Consider the following 16,740-nt stretch of genomic DNA (forward strand, 5'->3'; position numbering starts at 1 on the left):
GAAGGCCCGGTAGGAATGGGCAGTTGACGAACAAGAGAAACCGGACAGGCAGGATCGCCAACCGTCACGAGCAAAACCATGAGGCTAACACAAAGTGAAAGCCCCGCGGGCCTTGACTCTTGATCTTGGACACACGAGACACTGGATCCTGAGGATCTGAGAACGGTGAAGGGTGTCAATATCGCGATCAGGCTGCTGAGCTGGTGTTTCTTGTGGATGGAGAAGTCGTTGGGGTGGCGTGGTGTGGTACTCGTTGAGCAGGCCGCCGAGTAGCTGTCGCCGTCGGACTACGGCAGCGGGCAAGGGGATGACGCTCGGGTGGTCGTCCGGGGCTCGTAGGTCGAGGCTGCGGTGGGCCCGTCCGGTGTTGCAGTGCTCGGTGTACGTGGTGAGGACGGTACGGAGGTGTCGTTCGCCGGTGATGAGGAGGCGGTCGGTGCATTCGGCTCGGGCTGTGCGTATCCATCGTTCCGCGAATGCGTGTGACCGGGGGCTTTGCGGCGGGGTCGGGATGACGGCTGTGCCGTTGTCGGCGAAGACGGCGTCGAAGGCGGCGGTGGACTTGCTGTCCCGGTCACGGATGAGGAACCGGAAGCACACCGCCCTGTCTCCGAGGTCCATGAGCAGGTTCCGGGCGAGTTGGGTGACCCATGCGTCCGTCGGGTGGGCGGTGACGCCCAGAACGTGGACGCGCCGGGTGGCAATCTCCATGACGAAGGAAACGTAGAGGCGCTTGAGGAAGACGGTCTCCACATGCATGAAGTCACAGGCGAGCAGGGTGTGGGCTTGAGCGCGGAGGAACGAGCGCCAGGTCTGCTGGGATGCACGCTGCGGTGCGGGCGGCAGACCAGAACGGCGCAGAACGCGCCGGACCGTGGCGGCGGCGGCCCGATGACCAAGCCGAAGCAGCGCACCCTGGATCCTGACGTACCCCCAGGTCGGGTTCTCTCGCGCCAGCCGCTGGATGAGCACGACCGTCTCTTCCGGCAACAGTGGACGACCGGGTCTGACCGGTACTTGGCGCCACTTCCAGCGCACCAGACGACGGTGCCAGGTCAGCAGCGTGCCCGGGGCGAGCAGCCGGTGACGACGCAAGGCGGTCGGTAGCCCGCGGGCGAGAGCGGAGAGCACGGCACGATCAGCCCATGAGAGCCGCGGACGCTTGATCTGCCGGCGCAGCACAGCGACCTCATGACGAAGGGCAAGGGTCTCGGCGTTGTTCGCGGCGGTCGACCGGCCTAACAGCAGGAAGCAGCCCAGCGGGCGGCAGAAGATCAGGTAGAGCAGTCGCAGACCCACAATCACTGATCATGCCCACACTCAGGCGATCGCAAAGCCCCAGGTCAACCACCGCACGGCACTAAAGACACCCTTCAGGGGTATAGAGGTGGCCGGCGAGGAGGCGCGCTCAACTCGCCTGACACGATGGAGGCCTTGGCTGGCGCACTCGTGGGCTTCCACGGGGTGGCGAGTCCGCAGCTGGCAGCGCTGCAACTGACCGACGTTCGTGATGGTCGCCTCTACCTGCAAGACCGCAGGTTCCCGCTTGCCGGCCCCGTCCTGACGCGCTTGGTCACATACCTCGGCCACCGGACAAAGACCTGGCCCACGACCCGTAGCACCCACCTCTTCACCAACCGCAAGGCCGCTCCGCGAACCACACCGGTCAGCCGCAACTTCCCTTGGGTCGCAGCTCTGTTGAAGCCACAGGCGCTGCGCGAGGACCGCATCCTCCGAGAGATCCATGCCACGGGCGGCGACGTCCGGCGTATCTGCGACCTATTCGGCCTCTCGATCACTGCCGCGCTCCGATATGCCAACACGCTCGAGCACCCGTCTTGACCGGTGGCCCCGCCGAGAACCCGAGCGCCAGCGGGGCGAGCTAGCGCGAGTACCTGTTGGCTGCCGCAAGCAACCCCTGGCATCGTGTGTCCCATGGGTGAACTGGTTGACCGCGTCGACGAGCAGGACCAGGTTCTGGGAGTCGTTGACCGAGCCGAAGCGATTCGCAAGGGCTGGCTGCACCGCATCGCCACGATCGTGTGCCGCGACGAAGACGGACGGTTCCTTGTCCACCGCCGCCCCGACGGTTCGTCCCGCTTCCCAGGTCAGTACAACTGGATGCTCGGCGGTGCCGCTGATGTCGGCGAGTCGTACGAAGAGGCGGCAGCCCGGGAACTGTCGGAGGAACTGGGCGTTCATGCCGCCCCGCGCTTTGTGCTCAAATTCCTTTGCGCGGGCGTGATCAGCCCCTACTGGCTCGGACTGCACGAGGTTGTCATCACGACGCCCATCCGGCCGAGTGTCGAGGAAGTTGCCTGGCACGACTGGCTCACCGAGCCGGAGCTCGAATCCCTCGTACAACAGCAGGAGTTCGTCCCGGATGCGCGCGAGGCATTCGATTGGTACCGCAACCCGAGTCGGGCGGACCGGCGACCCTTGAGTTAGGGTCCTCATCGGCCTATCAACCTTCGGTTCATAGGGATCAGCACGTCAGTATTCGTGAACTCACTGACTTTTTTGAGCATGTTGACAACGGTAAGTGTCGGAGATGACTCGTGGTTCGTGCCGATCCGCCGTTGGAACAGGAACGGCATGGGCGCGCTGCTGCGGCGCTCGTGAGGGACGTAGCGCGGCAGCAGCGGGATCGTACGGCCGTCCCGCGTGTGGCGCCGGATGATGGACGCGATGACGCCGAACAAGTCTGCAGACATGGAGACGATCTGCTTCCCGGTCACATTTGGACGGTGCGGCCACGAGTAGGGCAATGACTTCCCCACCTGGCCGCTGGTACTGCCGGATGCTGAGATGAGTGAGAGCGCAGACGCAGCCACAGGCCAACCAGCAGACACACCTTGCCAGAGACAATCGGGACGAAGGCCAGGATCACGATTGCCGTATCCATCCGGTTCCCCTCACGAAAGGCCGGGCCACCGCAACCCGGCACAAGTTGAGAGGCCCAACCCACCGTCACCGTGTAACGGCAACACCAGATTTGTCGCAACACCCTGGCCAGCAGCTCGTCACTTCGCGCACCACAGGCCAGGCACGGCCCGGCCATCCCGCTGACCTTCCAGCCCAAGAACGACCGGGCCGAAGCCCTGCCCCCTGCGAAGACCCTCTACGGCCAGCCCAGGGCAGCCGCTTGGCACACTATTTCCTACGACGAGCGCACCCGCCGACTGTCTCGCTACAGCGCCACAGAGCCCGATAGGGCGCTCACGCCCTGGGAGTGCCCCGTCTACTGGCGGACGCCAAGGGGCATTACTTCGCCTTGACACGGCAGGCACGGTGCGACCGGAACACCCGAGCACCGACTGCCTGCAGAAACACGCCGACCGAGGCCCTTAAGCCCGCAGCTTCCCCCTGTCGCACAGGGAGCACGAGATCGTGCTCCCACCCCGAAAGGGGGTCGAGAGCCGACAAGGGGTTCTTATGCCCCTCGATGCAGAGAGCGTCCGAATCGATCGGGTGATCCCAGGGGCCTGTGGTTGACGACGGCGCGTGGGGGCGCGGTACGGCGCGGTAGGTCTACCGGATCGGGTGACGGACGAATCGGGCAGCGTTGATACGTCTGCGAGTTGGGAGCATGAGGGCTCCCCATTGCTCCCAGTCCGGACATGGTTAAGGCCGCTTCCGCTACCCGCGGAAACGGCCTCCGACCTGCGCTGATGCTGGTCGGGACGACAGGATTTGAACCTGCGACCCCTTGACCCCCAGCTGCGACTACTCTCCGCAACCAGTCGCACCATGCTGTAGCAACCCGTTCAGGGTCATACGCCGCCACACGAAGCCCAAGAGGTACGCACCCCGCACACTACGCGCCAGCCGGCGTCGCCGGGACGCAGTCGGGCGACGTATCCCTCCTTCGAGTGACGCGGACCACGGTCCGGCGACTTTGGCCGCGTGGACCCGAGCTCCCCTCCCCCATCCATGGGAGCCGGTGCGGGGCATCCCAGCCGAGGCCAACCCTCAGCATGCGCTTTCATGTCGACCGCGCGACACCTGCGCCAGCACCGGCGATAAGGGATTTGTTATCATTGTGAGGGTGCCCAGGCACTCAGGGAGGACATGATGGCCAAGATCACCATTGAGATCGACGAGGAGCGCCTCACCGAGGCCAAGCAACTCCTGCACACCGAGGATGACGCCGAGGCCGTGGCCAAGGCAGTGGATATTGCGGTCGGTGCGATCTACCAGCGTCGCGCGGCCCGGCAGCGGCTGAGCGAGCTCGCGGGTGAGGGCGGCGCCTTCGGCGAGGCCCGCCCGGCGTGAGCGCGTCCTTTCTGATCGACACCAGCGCCTGCAACCGCCTGTTCCGCACCCCCGCCGTGGAACGATACTGGGCCACCGTCCTGGACGAGGGCCGCGTGCGCGTGTGCGAGATCACCGAACTCGAACTGGTCCGCGCCACCGTCGGCCGCGACGAGCGGGCCGTGCTGGAACGCTACCTCCACGACGCCTTCGGCTGGACCCCCGTACCCGACCGTGCACTCACCCGGGCCCGGCAGGTGCAAGACCTCCTCGTCGCCACAAGCTGGCACCAGGGACCAGGCGACCTGATGACCGCCGCCACCGCAGAACTATGCGGACTGACCTTGCTGCACTACGACGCGGACACCGAAACCATCGCCAAAGTGACCGGACAACCCCACCAGTGGATCGCCCCACGCGGCAGCCTCGACTGACAAGGACAACGGCCACCATGGACCACGCCACACACCCGGCCAAGCACACCGACGCGGCACCGCCTGAGAAAACCACCACCCACGCCTGGGGGGCATTCCTGAAAAAGGCCCGGCGCAGCCGGGGGATGAGCCAGCGGGCACTGGCGCGGGAACTGGGAGTCAGCCAAGCCCGGATCGCGCAGATCGAAAACGGAGCCAGCACCCCGCAGATCGATACCATGGCCGCTTACATCACCGCCCTCGGCGGCGAGCTGACCCTGCGAGCCGACTTCCACGACCACGTCACCCAGACCACATGGCCCGAACAACACCCCACAGAAAGCTGACCCGCACACAGGCAGGCTTCACGTGACGGTGGCACTCTCCACACCAACGGCCCTCGCACCCGTTGCCCCATTTGATCGACGATCCAGAGAAGTCAGCCCTCGGCATTGCCGGTGCCGATAAATCATCCGTGCGGTTCACGCCGCTCGTTGGTACTCGTGGAGGGTTCCGCCGAGTCGGTCTCGTCGGCCGACTTCCAGGTGAGCGAGCTGGGCTTGTTGGGTGATGGGTGTCGGTAGCGGGCGGCAGGGGGCGGCTTGTTCCAGGGCTCTGTGCGGGCGGTGCTCGTTGCAGAAGGAAGCACTTGGACGAATGCAAGGAGAGCCGAAGATCCGTGATCAGCTCCCGACCTGCGTGGATGATTTATCGGCACCCGCAGAGTTCGCCCAGCACTGTGTCCTCGTCGAACGGCCTCAGGGCGGGCGTGCGGACCACCGCCGTGTCCACACGGTGTACCGTCGGCCGCTCGTCCGGCTGAAGGGCTTGCATCGTCATCAGGCCCGCCGGAGACCAGCACCACGTCGGATCCGCCGCGCGGCACGGCCGCCCTTCCGAGCTGGAAGGTGTAGTCGCACTCGTCCAGCACGACCGGTACCTTGCCGCGCAGCAGCCGCAGGTAGGTGGTGTCCTCCCGAGCGGCGACCTGTGCGTCGGTCGCGTCGCAGGGGTCCACGATCGTCAGACCCGGCATCCCGCGCAGGGCGTAGGGACCGCTTCTTCGGGCTCCCGAAATCTTGGCCGCGGTCGCTTTCACGTGGCCCCGTCACACCGATCGGGCACGCGAACTCCGCATTGACGAACAACTCACCGAACCGGTCACGGACCGCTACCGGCAGCGGCACCTCACGCCCCGAATACTTCGCCCGCACCGCCCGCACAACCTCCACCACCGGCTACGGCTCCCTCAACACCCCCAGGACCGGATCCGCACCACGACAGCGCGATGGAGCGCGCCAGGAGCGGGGCTACTCCCAGACCACGACGTTGCGCCGCACCGGCACTCCCGAGGGGTCGGTGGCGAACAGTTCGGGTGAGTGGGTGCGGATGCGCTCGATGTCACTGAAGACCGCTCGCAGATGGGTGCGCATGGAGATGCGGGCGAGCGCAGTGTTCCCGCCGACGACCGCGTCGAAGATCTCGTGGTGCTGGGCGATGAAGATGGCAGGGGACACGTTCTCGTGGAGGCCGAGGCGCCGTGCCCGGTCCAGATGCCCCTTGGCCGCGGCGACCGTGGACCAGACGTTTCCATGACCGCTCAACCGCATCAGGCCCTGGTGAAAGGCCTCGTCCAGCTCGAAGAACTCCTCAAGGCCGAGGTCCGCGCGCTGCTGGCGTTTCAAGTTGTCCCGCAATTCCTCGACGACCACGGGGTCGAGCCGCGGGGGCAGATTGTCCAATGAGGCGAGTTCGACGGCCTCCCGAAGGAACTGCGCGTCCGCGACCTGCGCCGGGTCCACCCGGGACACGAAGGACCCGATCTTCGGGAAAACCTGCACCAGGCCCTCCTGGGCCAGCATGATCAGGCTCTCCCGCACCGGGGTGCGGCTCACGCCCAGGGACGCCGCGAGTTCGTTCTCCGACAGGGCGGCGCCCGGGGCGAGTTCGAGGGTCAGGACCATGTGACGCAGCTTGAGGTAGATAGCGCGCCGACTCGTCCGACGGCGATTCGATTGAGCCATGCGCCCATCGTACGTATCGGTGGAGCGCACCCGGCGGGGGTCGGTGAGCTGTGGCCCGGCTTTGGGCCACACGTAAAAACGCGGTGACGACAGTATTGCCGCACAGCACGACAGATGCTTGTATACAAGCACTGCGCGACAGAACTGCCCGACCGCGTGGCGGACGCTTGGTCGGCAGCCGTGTCCCACTCCGCCGCAAGGAGAGCCCTCCGTGAGCAAGATCGAACGTGTCGACGTATTCGTCGCCTCCCCCGGGCGTACCTTCGTCACGCTGCGCATCATCACCTCGGACGGGGTGACCGGACTCGGTGACGCCACGCTCAACGGCCGTGAGCTGTCCGTGGCGAGTTATCTGCGCGACCACGTGGTCCCGCTGCTGATCGGCAAGGATCCTGCCCGCATCGAGGACATGTGGCAGTACCTGTACAAGGGCGCGTACTGGCGTCGCGGGCCCGTCACCATGACGGCCATCTCCGCCGTCGACACCGCGCTGTGGGACATCAAGGGGAAGACCGCCCAGCTGCCCGTCTACCAGCTCCTCGGCGGACGGTCCCGCGACGGCGTACTGGTGTACTCGCACGCCAGCGGCGCCGACGTGGCCTCGCTGCTCGACGACGTCGAGCGCTATCTGGAGCTGGGCTACAAGGCGGTGCGAGCGCAGGCCGCGGTGCCCGATGTCGGCGGCACGTACGGGGTCCGCAAGGGCAAGGTCTATGAGCCGGCCGCGACCGATCTGCCCGACGAGCAGCCCTGGGACACCGATGCCTACCTCGGCTTCGCGCCCACCTATCTGGAGGCGGTGCGGGAGCGCTTCGGCTTCGGCTTCCACCTCCTGCACGACGTCCATCACCGGCTGACCCCCCTCGAGGCGGCCCGGTTCGGCAAGAGCGTCGAGGGCTGCCGGCTGTTCTGGATGGAGGACCCGACTCCGGCGGAGAACCAGGAGGCGTTCCGGCTCATCCGCCGGCACACCACGACCCCCATCGCGGTCGGCGAGGTGATGAACTCCATCTGGGACGTCCAGCACCTGATCACCGAGCAGCTCATCGACTATGTACGCACCACCGTCGTCCACGCGGGTGGCATCACCCACCTGCGGCGGATCTTCGACCTCGCGGCGCTCTACCAGGTGCGCACCGGCTCCCACGGTGCGACCGACCTCTCCCCCGTCAGCATGGCCGCCGCCGTGCACCTCGACGTGACGGTGCCGAACTTCGGCATCCAGGAGTACATGGGCCACGCCGACGAGACCCATGAGGTGTTCCGCAGCGGGGTCACGTTCGCCGACGGCATGCTCCACCCGTCCGAGGAGCCGGGTCTCGGCGTGGAGTACGACGAGAAGGCGGCCGAGCGCTTCCCCTACCAGCGGCGCTACCTGCCGGTCGCGCGCCGCCTCGACGGCTCGGTGCACGACTGGTGAGCGCCGCCGCCCTCCCCGCACTGAACCGTGCGGTGCTCTCCCGCCTCGCCCCGGGCCTGCGTCCCGCGGTCGATCCCGCCGAGCTGCGCGCCAAGGTCGTCCACTTCGGCCTCGGTGCCTTCCACCGGGCACACCAGGCTGTCTACACCGAGAACGCCGCCGCCCGGTCCGGCGAGCCCTGGGGCATCACCGCCGTCGCGCCCCGGTCGGCTGAGACCGTGCGCGCGCTGCGGGACCAGGACTGCCTCTACTCGTGCGCCGAACGCCGACCGGACGGCAGTGTGTCCCGCGTCGTGGGTTCGGTCGTCGGCGCGCTGGCGATGGGGCCGGACGCCGCAGCCGTGGACGCCCTGCTCGCCGACCCCGAGGTGACCGTGGTGACCCTGACCGTCACGGAGAAGGGCTACCACCGCTCGCCGCTGACCGGCGGTCTTGACACCACGGCAGCACCGGTCGCCGCCGACCTCGCGGCGGCCCCCGACGGTCCCCTCGCCACGGTGGTGGGCCGGCTGGCCGCCGGGCTGGCCGCGCGGATGCGCGCCGGCGCGCCGCCGATCAGCGTGGTGTCCTGCGACAACATGGCGGGCAACGGCGCCGCGCTGAGCCGGGTCGTCCGTGACTTCCTCCGGGCCTCCGCCTGGCCGGACCGCGACAGTATCCTGGCCGAAATGGCTGAAAGCGTCACCTTCCCCGCGACAGTCGTGGACCGGATCGTGCCCGCTTCGAGCGGGGCCGACCAGGCAGCCGCGGCGGCCGCGCTCGGGGTGCACGACGCCCTTCCCGTGGCGGGTGAGCCCTACCGGCAGTGGGTGCTGGAGGACTCCTTCGCCGCGCCCCGGCCGCCCTGGGAACGGGACGGCGCCCTGTTCGTCCCCGACGTCGCGCCGTACCAGTTCACCAAACTACGGCTGCTCAACGGCTCCCACTCGGCGCTGGCCTACCTCGGCCTGGCCGCCGGGTGCGCCACCATCGCCGACACCATGGCGGCGCACTGGGGCGAGCGCCTGGTCCGGATGCTGTGCGCGGAGGTCGCCCCCACCCTCCCCGCCGACGGCCCCGATCCGGTCGCGTACGCCGACGACCTCGTCGTACGCTTCCGCAATCCCGCGATGCGCCACCTGCTCCGGCAAATCGGCTCCGACGGCTCTGTGAAGATCGCGGAGCGCTGGCTGCCCGCCCTGCGCGAGCTGCGCGCCCGCGGCGCGCACACCCCGGTGCTGGAGCTCGCCCTCGCCGCCTGGGCGCACGCCACCCGCCACGCCGACGGCACCTTCGCCGACCCTGCGACCGAGGCGCTCGCCGCCTGCTGGGAACTGTCGGCGCAGCCCTCGGCGTCGGTGCGGGCGCTGCTGCGCCTGCTCGGCGCGACGGACCTGGCGGAGGACGACGCTCTCGTCACCGCCGTCGCGGACCGGCTGCCCGCTCTCCGCGCGGGCCGCGTGGAGATCTGAGCCCGGCCACCGACACCCCTCCCGCACATCACTCCATCCCCGAACACCCGCTCGCAGTCCCCGAACACCGCTCACCCTCCCCGAACAACGGAGTTCACCATGCAGGACAGCACCATGACCGAGGAGCAGACGCGCCCCGCGCAACGCACCACGCGCGATCTGGCCAGAGCCGCCGTCTCGGGCTGGCTCGGTACAGCCATGGAGTTCATGGACTTCCAGCTCTACTCGCTGGCCGCCGCGATCGTCTTCAACAAGATCTTCTTCCCGGACGTCAGCCCCGCCATCGGCCTGATCGCCGCCATGGCCACGTACGGCGTCGGCTACGTCGCCCGGCTCGCCGGCGCCGTCTACTTCGGGCGGATGGGCGACCGGATCGGCCGCAAGAAGGTCCTGTACCTCACCATCCTGCTGATGGGCGCCTCCACCACCCTCATCGGCGCCCTGCCCACCTACTCCGCCATCGGCATCGCGGCGCCGATCCTGCTCGTCGCGCTGCGGCTGGTGCAGGGATTCGGCGCGGGCGCCGAGATCGCCGGGGCCACCGTGATGCTCGCCGAGTACGCCCCCGTCCGCCGGCGCGGCCTGGTCTCCTCGCTGGTCTCGCTCGGCACGAATTCCGGGACGCTCGCCGCCTCGGGCCTGTGGGCGCTGCTGCTCGGTGTACTCAGCGAGGAGCAGTTGCTCTCCTGGGGCTGGCGGCTGCCCTTCCTGCTGAGCTTCGTGCTGATGCTCTTCGCGTTCTGGCTGCGCCGTGGTCTCAAGGAGAGCCCGGTGTTCGACGAGCGCGCCGATGTGGTGGACGGCGTGGCCCTGCGCCGTGACGAGGTCGAGTCCGCCATCGCCGAGGCCGACGACCACCGGGGCGATGTGCTGGCGGCCGGTGTCCGGCAGCGTAAGGGCAAGGCCTTCTTCCTCGCACTCGGACTGCGCTTCGGCCAGGCGGGCAACTCCGGGCTCGTCCAGACGTTCCTCGTCGGCTACATCGCCACCAATCTCGCCGTCGGCAAGGCCGTCCCCACTGACGCGATCATGTACGGCTCGCTGCTGGGCTTCGCCACCGTGCCACTGATCGGCCTGCTCGGCGACCACTTCGGACGCCGGGTGCTCTACCTCACGCTCACGGTGCTGACCATGGCGGCGGCCTTCCCGGCGATGCTCCTCATCACCTCGGGCTCCACCCCGGGCGTTCTGATCGGCATGGTGCTCGCCCTGAACATCGGCGTCCTCGGGCTGTTCTCGCTGGAGAGCGTGACGATGGCCGAACTCTTCGGCGCCCGCGCCCGGTTCACCCAGCTCGCACTCGCCAAGGAGATCGGCGGCATCCTCGCCACCGCGATCGGCCCGGTCCTGGCGGCCACGCTCACGGCCGTCACCGGTAGTTGGTGGCCGATCGCGGCGATGCTCGTCGTCTACTCGCTCATCACCTTCGTCAGCGCGCTTCTCGCGCCCGAGACACGCGGACGCGACCTGGTCCGGCTGGAGGACGCCGTATGAGCGCGGCCACGGGCGTGCGCCGGATGAGCGATGCGGTCACGGAAAACCTCGCAGAAGAAGAGCGTATGAGGGCGGTAGTGGTGCACGGCCCCGGCGACGTGCGCGTCGACGAACGGGCCCGGCCGGTGCCGGGCCCCGGCGAGGTCCTCCTGGCCCTGGAGTGGGGCGGGATCTGCGGATCCGACATCGCCTACTGGAAGAAGGGGGCGTCCGGTACGGCCTCGCTCACGCACCCGCTGGTGCTCGGGCACGAGGTCGCGGGCCGGATCGCCGGGCTCGGCCCCGGGGTCACCGGCCTCGGCGAAGGGCAGCCGGTCACCGTCCACCCGGCCCAGCTCGTCGGCGACGGCGTACTGCCGGAGCGCATCGCGGGACGCACCAACCTGTACCCGAGTGTCCGCTACTTCGGCTCAGCCGCCTTCGACCCCCACACCGACGGCGGGTTCAGCGAGTACCGGGCGGTCCGCGCGGACCAGATCCGGCCGCTGCCGGACGGCGTAGGCACCGAACAAGGCGCCCTGGCCGAGCCGTTGGCGGTCGCCCTGCACGCCGTCGGCCGGGTCCAGGGACTGCGCGGCCGGACCGTCCTGGTCAACGGGTCGGGACCGATCGGCTCCCTGGTCGTCGCCGCGGCCCGGCACCACGGTGCGGGCACGGTCGTCGCCGCCGACCTGGCGGCATCCTCCCTCGCCGTCGCCCGCGCCATGGGCGCCGACGAGATCCGCGACCTTTCGCGCGGCGACGGCCTGCCGCAGGACGTGGACATCGTCTTCGAGGCCTCCGGCGCCCCGGCGGCGCTCGGCCCGGTATTGCGTGCCACCGCCCGCGGCGGGACCGTCGTCCAGGTCGGCAACCTGCCCGGCACGCCCGCCCCCGCGGTCCTCGGCGACCTGGTGACCCGCGAGATCACCTGGATCGGTTCCTACCGCTTCGTCGACGAGATCGACGACGCCCTGCGCGCCCTGCGGGACGGCCTGGACGTGACTCCGCTGATCACCCACCGCTTCCCGCTGGAACGGGCCGAGGAGGCACTGGCCCTCGCCGCCGACCCGCAAAGCGGCAGCAGCAAGGTCATGCTGCGGCTGGCCGGCGCATGAGGCCCGGCGCGCCGCTCCCCGCCCCGAACGTCACCCCTTCGTCCCAGGGCGTCCACGTCACCGCCGTCGCCGCCGTCATCGCCGTCATCGCCGTCGCGTACGTACGCCCTCATCCACCGTCCGCCAGGAGATCCCCGTGCCCCTGCTGACCCCGTCCCGTGCCGCTGACAGTCGGGAGCTGGCGGCCGACGTCGTGTGCCTCGGCGAGACGATGGCCGTCCTCAGCCCGTCGGACACCCGCTCACTCGCCGAACAGTCCACCCTGAGAATGGCCATCGGCGGCGCCGAGTCCAACGTGGCATGCGGGCTGGCCGGTCTCGGACACCGCGCCGCCTGGGTCAGCCGCGTCGGCGACGACCCGTTCGGGCGCCGTATCCTGACCGAACTCACCGCGTGCGGCGTCGATGTGAGCGGTGTCGAGACCGACCCGGACCGGCCGACCGGGATCTATTTCAAGGACCCGGGCCCGGACCGTACCCGTACGCATTACTACCGCGGCGGATCGGCCGCCACCGGGATGGGCCCGGATCTGGCGCGGCTGCCCGCACTGCGCCGCGCCCGCGTGGTGCACCTCTCGGGCGTGGCCGCGGCACTCTCCGACAGCTGCGCCCGGCTGCTGGAGGCGATCCTCGTCGACCGGGTCGCCGGCGAGAAGGCCCCCGGCGACGACGGCTCCACCGGCGGACCTATCGTCTCCTTCGACGTCAACCACCGTCCCGCGCTCTGGCGCGGCGGTGCCGCGGAGGCAGCGCGGAGTCTGCTGGCCCTTGCCCGCGCCGCCGACCTGGTGTTCGTCGGCCGGGACGAGGCCGAGGCCCTGTGGGGCACCACCCGGCCGGACGACATCGCGGAACTGCTCGCGCCCGTGCCGGTCGTGGTCGTCAAGGACGCCGAGCACGGGGCGACCTCCTACGCCGACGACACCCGGACGTTCGTTCCGGCAATGCCCGCCAAGGTGGTCGAACCGATCGGCGCGGGCGACGCGTTCGCGGCCGGTTATCTGGCCGGTGTACTGGAGAGCCGCGACGAACGGTCCCGGCTGCGCCTCGGCCACCTGACCGCCGCCGCCGCGCTGCGAACCAGGGACGACGTGCCCGCCATTCCAGCGCGCGCGGAAACCGACCGCCTGCTCGCCCTGAACGACGACACCTGGGCCGCCACCGCACCGCGCTGAGCGAACCCGCCGCCTCAGGCACAGCCGCCGCGCCGCGGCGACCGAAGGAGAACCCCCGGCCATGACCGCCGACGTCCTCGCCCAACTGTCCAAGGACCGCGTGATCGCCGTCGTCCGCGCACCGGACATCCCGGACGCCGCCGCGCTGTGCGCCGCTCTGCGCGCGGGCGGCATCCACTGGATCGAGTTCACCCGCACCACCCCCCACCTCGCGGCACATCTGAGACGTGCGGTGGCCGACAGTCAGGACGGCGTCGGTGCGGGCACCGTACTGACTGCCCAGCAGGCAGAGGAACTGATTGACGCCGGGGCCCAGTACCTGGTCACCCCCGGCTGCCGCCCAGATGTCGCCAAGGCGGCGGCAGCGGCCGGTGTGCCCGTCATCATGGGCTCCCTCACCCCGACTGAGGTCGGGGTGGCCCTCGATCTCGGCGCGGACGCCGTGAAGATCTTCCCCGCGCGCGCCGTCGGTCCCCAGTACTTCCGCGACCTGGCCGGCCCCTTCCCGGACGTGGCGCTGGTGGCCTCAGGCGGCATTACCGCGGACAACGCCGCCGGTTTCCTCGCGGCCGGAGCACATGCGGTGTGCGCAGGTTCCAACGTAGTGCCACCGGCCGCGGTGGCCGCCGGCGACTGGCCAGAGATCACCAGACGCGCCCGGGACTTCACCGACTCACTGCGCGCCGCACCGTCCGCCTGACCGGCTGGGCCCTCGCGGAGTCGGCACGTGGCGTGCAGCGGTCTGGCGTTTGCGATGCCCTGGTGCGGCCGGTGTGCGTTGTAGAACTGCTCGAACTCGCGCAGGACGTGGAGCAGGTGCCGCCGGTTCCAGATCAGGGTGCGGTCCAGGAGTTCCCGTCTGCAGGTCTGTACCCACCGTTCCATGGCTCGGGTTCATCCTCGACATCTGAACACTGCCGGGCAGGCTCGTGTTTCGCGGTCTTGATTGATCAGGTTCCGGCGGTGGCCCAGGCTGTGAGGACAGCCTGGATTTCTTCGGGTTGTGCCTGGTGGGGGTGTGGGCCGCGAAAACGGTGGGCGATGATCGTGCGGCGGAGCTTGGCTGTCATGTCCTCGAAGGAGGGCTGGGTTTTGGTGGTGTACCAGCGGGCTCTGGCGCGGTGCTCGTCGGTGTCGGCGGGCTGGTGGCCGGCCAGCGCGTACCAGGTGGTGACCACGGTGCAGGCGAGGAGACCGAAGGGGACGGTGCGTTCGGCTGGACCGGACGTTGATCTGGAACCAACGACATCTCCTCGCCACCCTGCGCGAGTTCGAGCAGTTCTACAACGCACACCGGCCGCACCAGGGCATCGCCAACGCCAGACCGCTACGCCCCTTGCCCCCACCCATCGACGATCCCGACACGTCAGCCCGCCTCGACATACGCCGACACGATCGCCTCGGCGGCATCCTCCACGAATACCGACATGCAGCGTGACCTGCACGGATGAGATTTCCGACAAGGGCAATCGCCTCCGGCGGTGCCCTGACCGGGCATTGACAGTCGCCGGGATCGGCGCCACGGTGAGTGTTCTCCTGTGACCCGAGAGTGGAGGTCGCCCCTTGGCCGGTTCGTCAGCACCTCGTTCGGACACCGACCTCGTCGAACGCGTACGTGAGCTCCAGCCGCTCATCCGCTCGCACGCCGCGCGCGCGGAGCAGCAACGGCGGGTGACGGGCGAGGTGGTCGAGGCTCTCACGGGCGCCGGGATCCATCGTATGAACGTCCCCCGCCGCTACGGGGGTCACCAGACCTCGTTGCGGACTCAGATCGACACGCTGAGCGAGGTCTCCGCCGCGTGCGGGTCGGCCGGGTTCATGGCGATGATCCAGGCCGGGTGCGCGTTCATCGTGGCCCTGTTCCCCGACGAGGCTCAGGACGAGATCTTCACCAGTCCCGATGCACGGGTCGGTGGCACTCTCATCCCGAGTTCGAAAGCCGTTCCGGTGGACGGCGGTTACCTGGTGAACGGAAAGTCTCCCTTCGCAACCGGATGCCAGGACGCCGACTGGCATCTGCTGACCGCGCTCGCCGACACCGGGGAAGGCCCGCCGGAGACGCTGTGGCTGGCGATCCCCATGACCGATCTCAAGGTGCTGGACGACTGGAACGTCTCCGGCCTGGCCGCGAGTGGCAGCAACACCGTCGTTGCCCAGGATGTTCACGTACCCGCCCATCGCGTCCTGCCGGTCGAGCCGTTGCTGGCAGGCGCGTTCCCGTCGCGGCGTAACAGCGCCGACCCCTTCTACCGGATGCCGGTGCTGCTGCTGTTCTGTGCCTGGGCCGCCGGGAACGCCCTCGGTCTGGCACGGGCTGCCCTGACGGAGTTCGGCGAGCGCATCCATCAGCGGGGCATCACGTACACCTCCTACGAGCGCCAGCACGAGGCCCCGGTCACGCATCTCCAGTTCGCCGAGGCCGCGATGAAGGTCTCCTCCGCGGAACTGCTCTCCGCGGACCTGGTGAAGCTGATCGAGTCCAAGGCGGCCGATGGAGAGGCGTACACGACCCAGGAGCGCACCCGGATCAGGGCGCAGTGCGGGTATCTGGCGCGGTTGTGCAAGGAGGCCGCCGACCTGATCGGGTCCGCTTCGGGTGCCTCGTCCCTGCACCGGGAGGTGCCCATCCAGCGGATCGTGCGGGACCTGAACGCCCTGAACCTGCACTCGTTCGTCAACCCCGCCGCCAACCTGGAGCTGTACGGCAGGGTGCTGTCAGGGCTCGACGCGGGGACTCCCTTCCTCTAGGGGTGCTTCAGCTAGGAGTACTTCGGGGCTGCGCCTGCCGAAAAACCTGCCCGTCCTGGGGGGACGTTGTAGAGCGTGGCGTCCATGCAGTACGGGGGCGAGGTCGTGGCCACCGCGTCCTCCACCATGAGGACGTCGTAGCCGAGGTTCGCGGCGTCCATGAGGGTGGCCAGGACGCACTGGTCGGCGTTGACCCCGGCAAACAGCAGGGTGTCGACCCGTAGGTTGCGCAGCACGCTGTCCAGCTCGGCGTCCTGGAAGCCGCTCATCCGGTACTTCGGGACGTGGAGGTCTTCGTCCGCCGTCTCCAGCCCGGCGACGATCGCGGCGGAGGGGCTGCCTCGCTCGAGTACCCGGCCCGCACCGCCCGGCAGCGGGGCCCCGATGCCGCCGCCGGTGCCGTCCGGGTCGTAGACGTGCAGGACGCCGGGCGGGAGGTTGGCCCGGTCGGGGCGGTTGCCCCAGTTGAGCCAGACGACGGGGACGCCGGCGGCGCGCAGCGGGGGCAGCGGGTCGGCGATGACGGGGATCGGGGCTCGGGCAGGGGTCACGTCCACGCCGATGGAGGCGAGCCAGCCGTCGGGAGAGCAGAAGTCGTTCTGCATGTCGACGACGATCAGCGCGGTGGCGGCGAGGTCGGCGACCACGGTCTGCGGCAGCGCCGC

At 69.1% G+C, this 16,740-nt stretch carries 17 protein-coding genes and 2 pseudogenes; 13 read left to right on the plus strand and 6 right to left on the minus strand.

Features of this window, described 5'->3' with window-relative positions:
• Positions 1-84: 84 nt before the first annotated feature.
• The gene (locus ACFV2X_RS22820) at positions 85-1,299 is read right to left on the minus strand and encodes an integrase core domain-containing protein (RefSeq protein WP_385619284.1); all 1,215 of its coding nucleotides are present in this window, start codon (positions 1,297-1,299) and stop codon (positions 85-87) included.
• Between the two features lie 135 nt (positions 1,300-1,434).
• Here ACFV2X_RS22820 and ACFV2X_RS22825 point away from each other — a divergent pair, with 135 nt between their 5' ends.
• Positions 1,435-1,842, plus strand: coding sequence for a hypothetical protein (locus ACFV2X_RS22825; RefSeq protein WP_385619286.1), 408 nt, complete (start codon positions 1,435-1,437; stop codon positions 1,840-1,842).
• A gap of 93 nt (positions 1,843-1,935) precedes the next feature.
• Positions 1,936-2,448: an NUDIX hydrolase gene (locus tag ACFV2X_RS22830; protein ID WP_385619287.1), complete on the plus strand. Its 513-nt coding sequence runs from the start codon at positions 1,936-1,938 to the stop codon at positions 2,446-2,448.
• A gap of 5 nt (positions 2,449-2,453) precedes the next feature.
• On the opposite strand, the gene ACFV2X_RS22835 is transcribed toward ACFV2X_RS22830, so the two are convergent.
• Positions 2,454-2,738 carry a hypothetical protein gene (locus ACFV2X_RS22835; protein ID WP_385619290.1) on the minus strand — a complete coding sequence of 95 codons (285 nt, stop codon included), beginning with the start codon at positions 2,736-2,738 and terminating at the stop codon, positions 2,454-2,456.
• Between the two features lie 1,333 nt (positions 2,739-4,071).
• Between ACFV2X_RS22835 and ACFV2X_RS22840 the strand changes: the two genes are divergently transcribed.
• From ACFV2X_RS22840 to ACFV2X_RS22850, 3 genes are read left to right on the plus strand one after another with little or no spacing between them, the layout of a single operon-like run.
• Positions 4,072-4,275 (plus strand): hypothetical protein, encoded by a 204-nt coding sequence (locus tag ACFV2X_RS22840; RefSeq protein ID WP_385619292.1) that lies wholly within the window; start codon positions 4,072-4,074, stop codon positions 4,273-4,275.
• Positions 4,272-4,688, plus strand: coding sequence for a PIN domain nuclease (locus ACFV2X_RS22845; protein ID WP_385619294.1), 417 nt, complete (start codon positions 4,272-4,274; stop codon positions 4,686-4,688). The genes ACFV2X_RS22840 and ACFV2X_RS22845 overlap by 4 nt, the downstream gene beginning before the upstream one ends.
• A 17-nt stretch (positions 4,689-4,705) precedes the next feature.
• Positions 4,706-5,014 (plus strand): helix-turn-helix domain-containing protein, encoded by a 309-nt coding sequence (locus tag ACFV2X_RS22850; RefSeq protein ID WP_385619296.1) that lies wholly within the window; start codon positions 4,706-4,708, stop codon positions 5,012-5,014.
• Positions 5,015-5,977: 963 nt separating this feature from the next.
• On the opposite strand, the gene ACFV2X_RS22855 is transcribed toward ACFV2X_RS22850, so the two are convergent.
• A complete protein-coding gene (locus ACFV2X_RS22855; protein WP_385619299.1) occupies positions 5,978-6,691 on the minus strand; it encodes a GntR family transcriptional regulator in 714 nt (237 codons plus the stop codon).
• 211 nt (positions 6,692-6,902) lie between these two features.
• Between ACFV2X_RS22855 and manD the strand changes: the two genes are divergently transcribed.
• From manD to ACFV2X_RS22885, 6 genes are all read left to right on the plus strand, one after another.
• Positions 6,903-8,111, plus strand: a complete 1,209-nt coding sequence (gene manD, locus ACFV2X_RS22860; RefSeq protein ID WP_385619301.1) for a D-mannonate dehydratase ManD — start codon at positions 6,903-6,905, stop codon at positions 8,109-8,111.
• Positions 8,108-9,562 carry a mannitol dehydrogenase family protein gene (locus ACFV2X_RS22865; protein WP_385619304.1) on the plus strand — a complete coding sequence of 485 codons (1,455 nt, stop codon included), beginning with the start codon at positions 8,108-8,110 and terminating at the stop codon, positions 9,560-9,562. The genes manD and ACFV2X_RS22865 overlap by 4 nt, the downstream gene beginning before the upstream one ends.
• Before the next feature lie 99 nt (positions 9,563-9,661).
• The gene (locus ACFV2X_RS22870) at positions 9,662-11,056 is read left to right on the plus strand and encodes an MFS transporter (protein ID WP_385619307.1); all 1,395 of its coding nucleotides are present in this window, start codon (positions 9,662-9,664) and stop codon (positions 11,054-11,056) included.
• 65 nt (positions 11,057-11,121) lie between these two features.
• Positions 11,122-12,153: an L-idonate 5-dehydrogenase gene (locus ACFV2X_RS22875; protein ID WP_385619310.1), complete on the plus strand. Its 1,032-nt coding sequence runs from the start codon at positions 11,122-11,124 to the stop codon at positions 12,151-12,153.
• A gap of 136 nt (positions 12,154-12,289) precedes the next feature.
• On the plus strand, positions 12,290-13,327 hold the full coding sequence (locus tag ACFV2X_RS22880; RefSeq protein ID WP_385619312.1) for a sugar kinase: 1,038 nt from the start codon (positions 12,290-12,292) through the stop codon (positions 13,325-13,327).
• 61 nt (positions 13,328-13,388) lie between these two features.
• Positions 13,389-14,027 carry a bifunctional 4-hydroxy-2-oxoglutarate aldolase/2-dehydro-3-deoxy-phosphogluconate aldolase gene (locus tag ACFV2X_RS22885; RefSeq protein ID WP_385619314.1) on the plus strand — a complete coding sequence of 213 codons (639 nt, stop codon included), beginning with the start codon at positions 13,389-13,391 and terminating at the stop codon, positions 14,025-14,027.
• Positions 14,028-14,059: 32 nt separating this feature from the next.
• Here ACFV2X_RS22885 and ACFV2X_RS22890 read toward each other — a convergent pair.
• Both ACFV2X_RS22890 and ACFV2X_RS22895 read right to left on the minus strand, forming a co-directional pair.
• Positions 14,060-14,240 (minus strand): annotated as a pseudogene (locus tag ACFV2X_RS22890) (integrase core domain-containing protein); the annotation flags it as partial.
• A gap of 37 nt (positions 14,241-14,277) precedes the next feature.
• Complete coding sequence (locus ACFV2X_RS22895; RefSeq protein ID WP_385619317.1) at positions 14,278-14,505, minus strand: hypothetical protein; 228 nt, start codon at positions 14,503-14,505, stop codon at positions 14,278-14,280.
• A gap of 38 nt (positions 14,506-14,543) precedes the next feature.
• Between ACFV2X_RS22895 and ACFV2X_RS22900 the strand changes: the two are divergent.
• Positions 14,544-14,765, plus strand: a pseudogene (locus ACFV2X_RS22900) (integrase); the annotation flags it as partial.
• A gap of 125 nt (positions 14,766-14,890) precedes the next feature.
• Positions 14,891-16,075, plus strand: a complete 1,185-nt coding sequence (locus ACFV2X_RS22905; protein WP_385619320.1) for an acyl-CoA dehydrogenase family protein — start codon at positions 14,891-14,893, stop codon at positions 16,073-16,075.
• Positions 16,076-16,086: 11 nt separating this feature from the next.
• On the opposite strand, the gene ACFV2X_RS22910 is transcribed toward ACFV2X_RS22905, so the two are convergent.
• Positions 16,087-16,722: a cysteine hydrolase family protein gene (locus ACFV2X_RS22910; RefSeq protein WP_385619323.1), complete on the minus strand. Its 636-nt coding sequence runs from the start codon at positions 16,720-16,722 to the stop codon at positions 16,087-16,089.
• Positions 16,723-16,740: the final 18 nt, after the last annotated feature.

It is taken from the genome of Streptomyces sp. NPDC059679, assembly GCF_042734105.1.
In the GTDB taxonomy this organism is placed as follows: Bacteria; Actinomycetota; Actinomycetes; order Streptomycetales; family Streptomycetaceae; genus Streptomyces.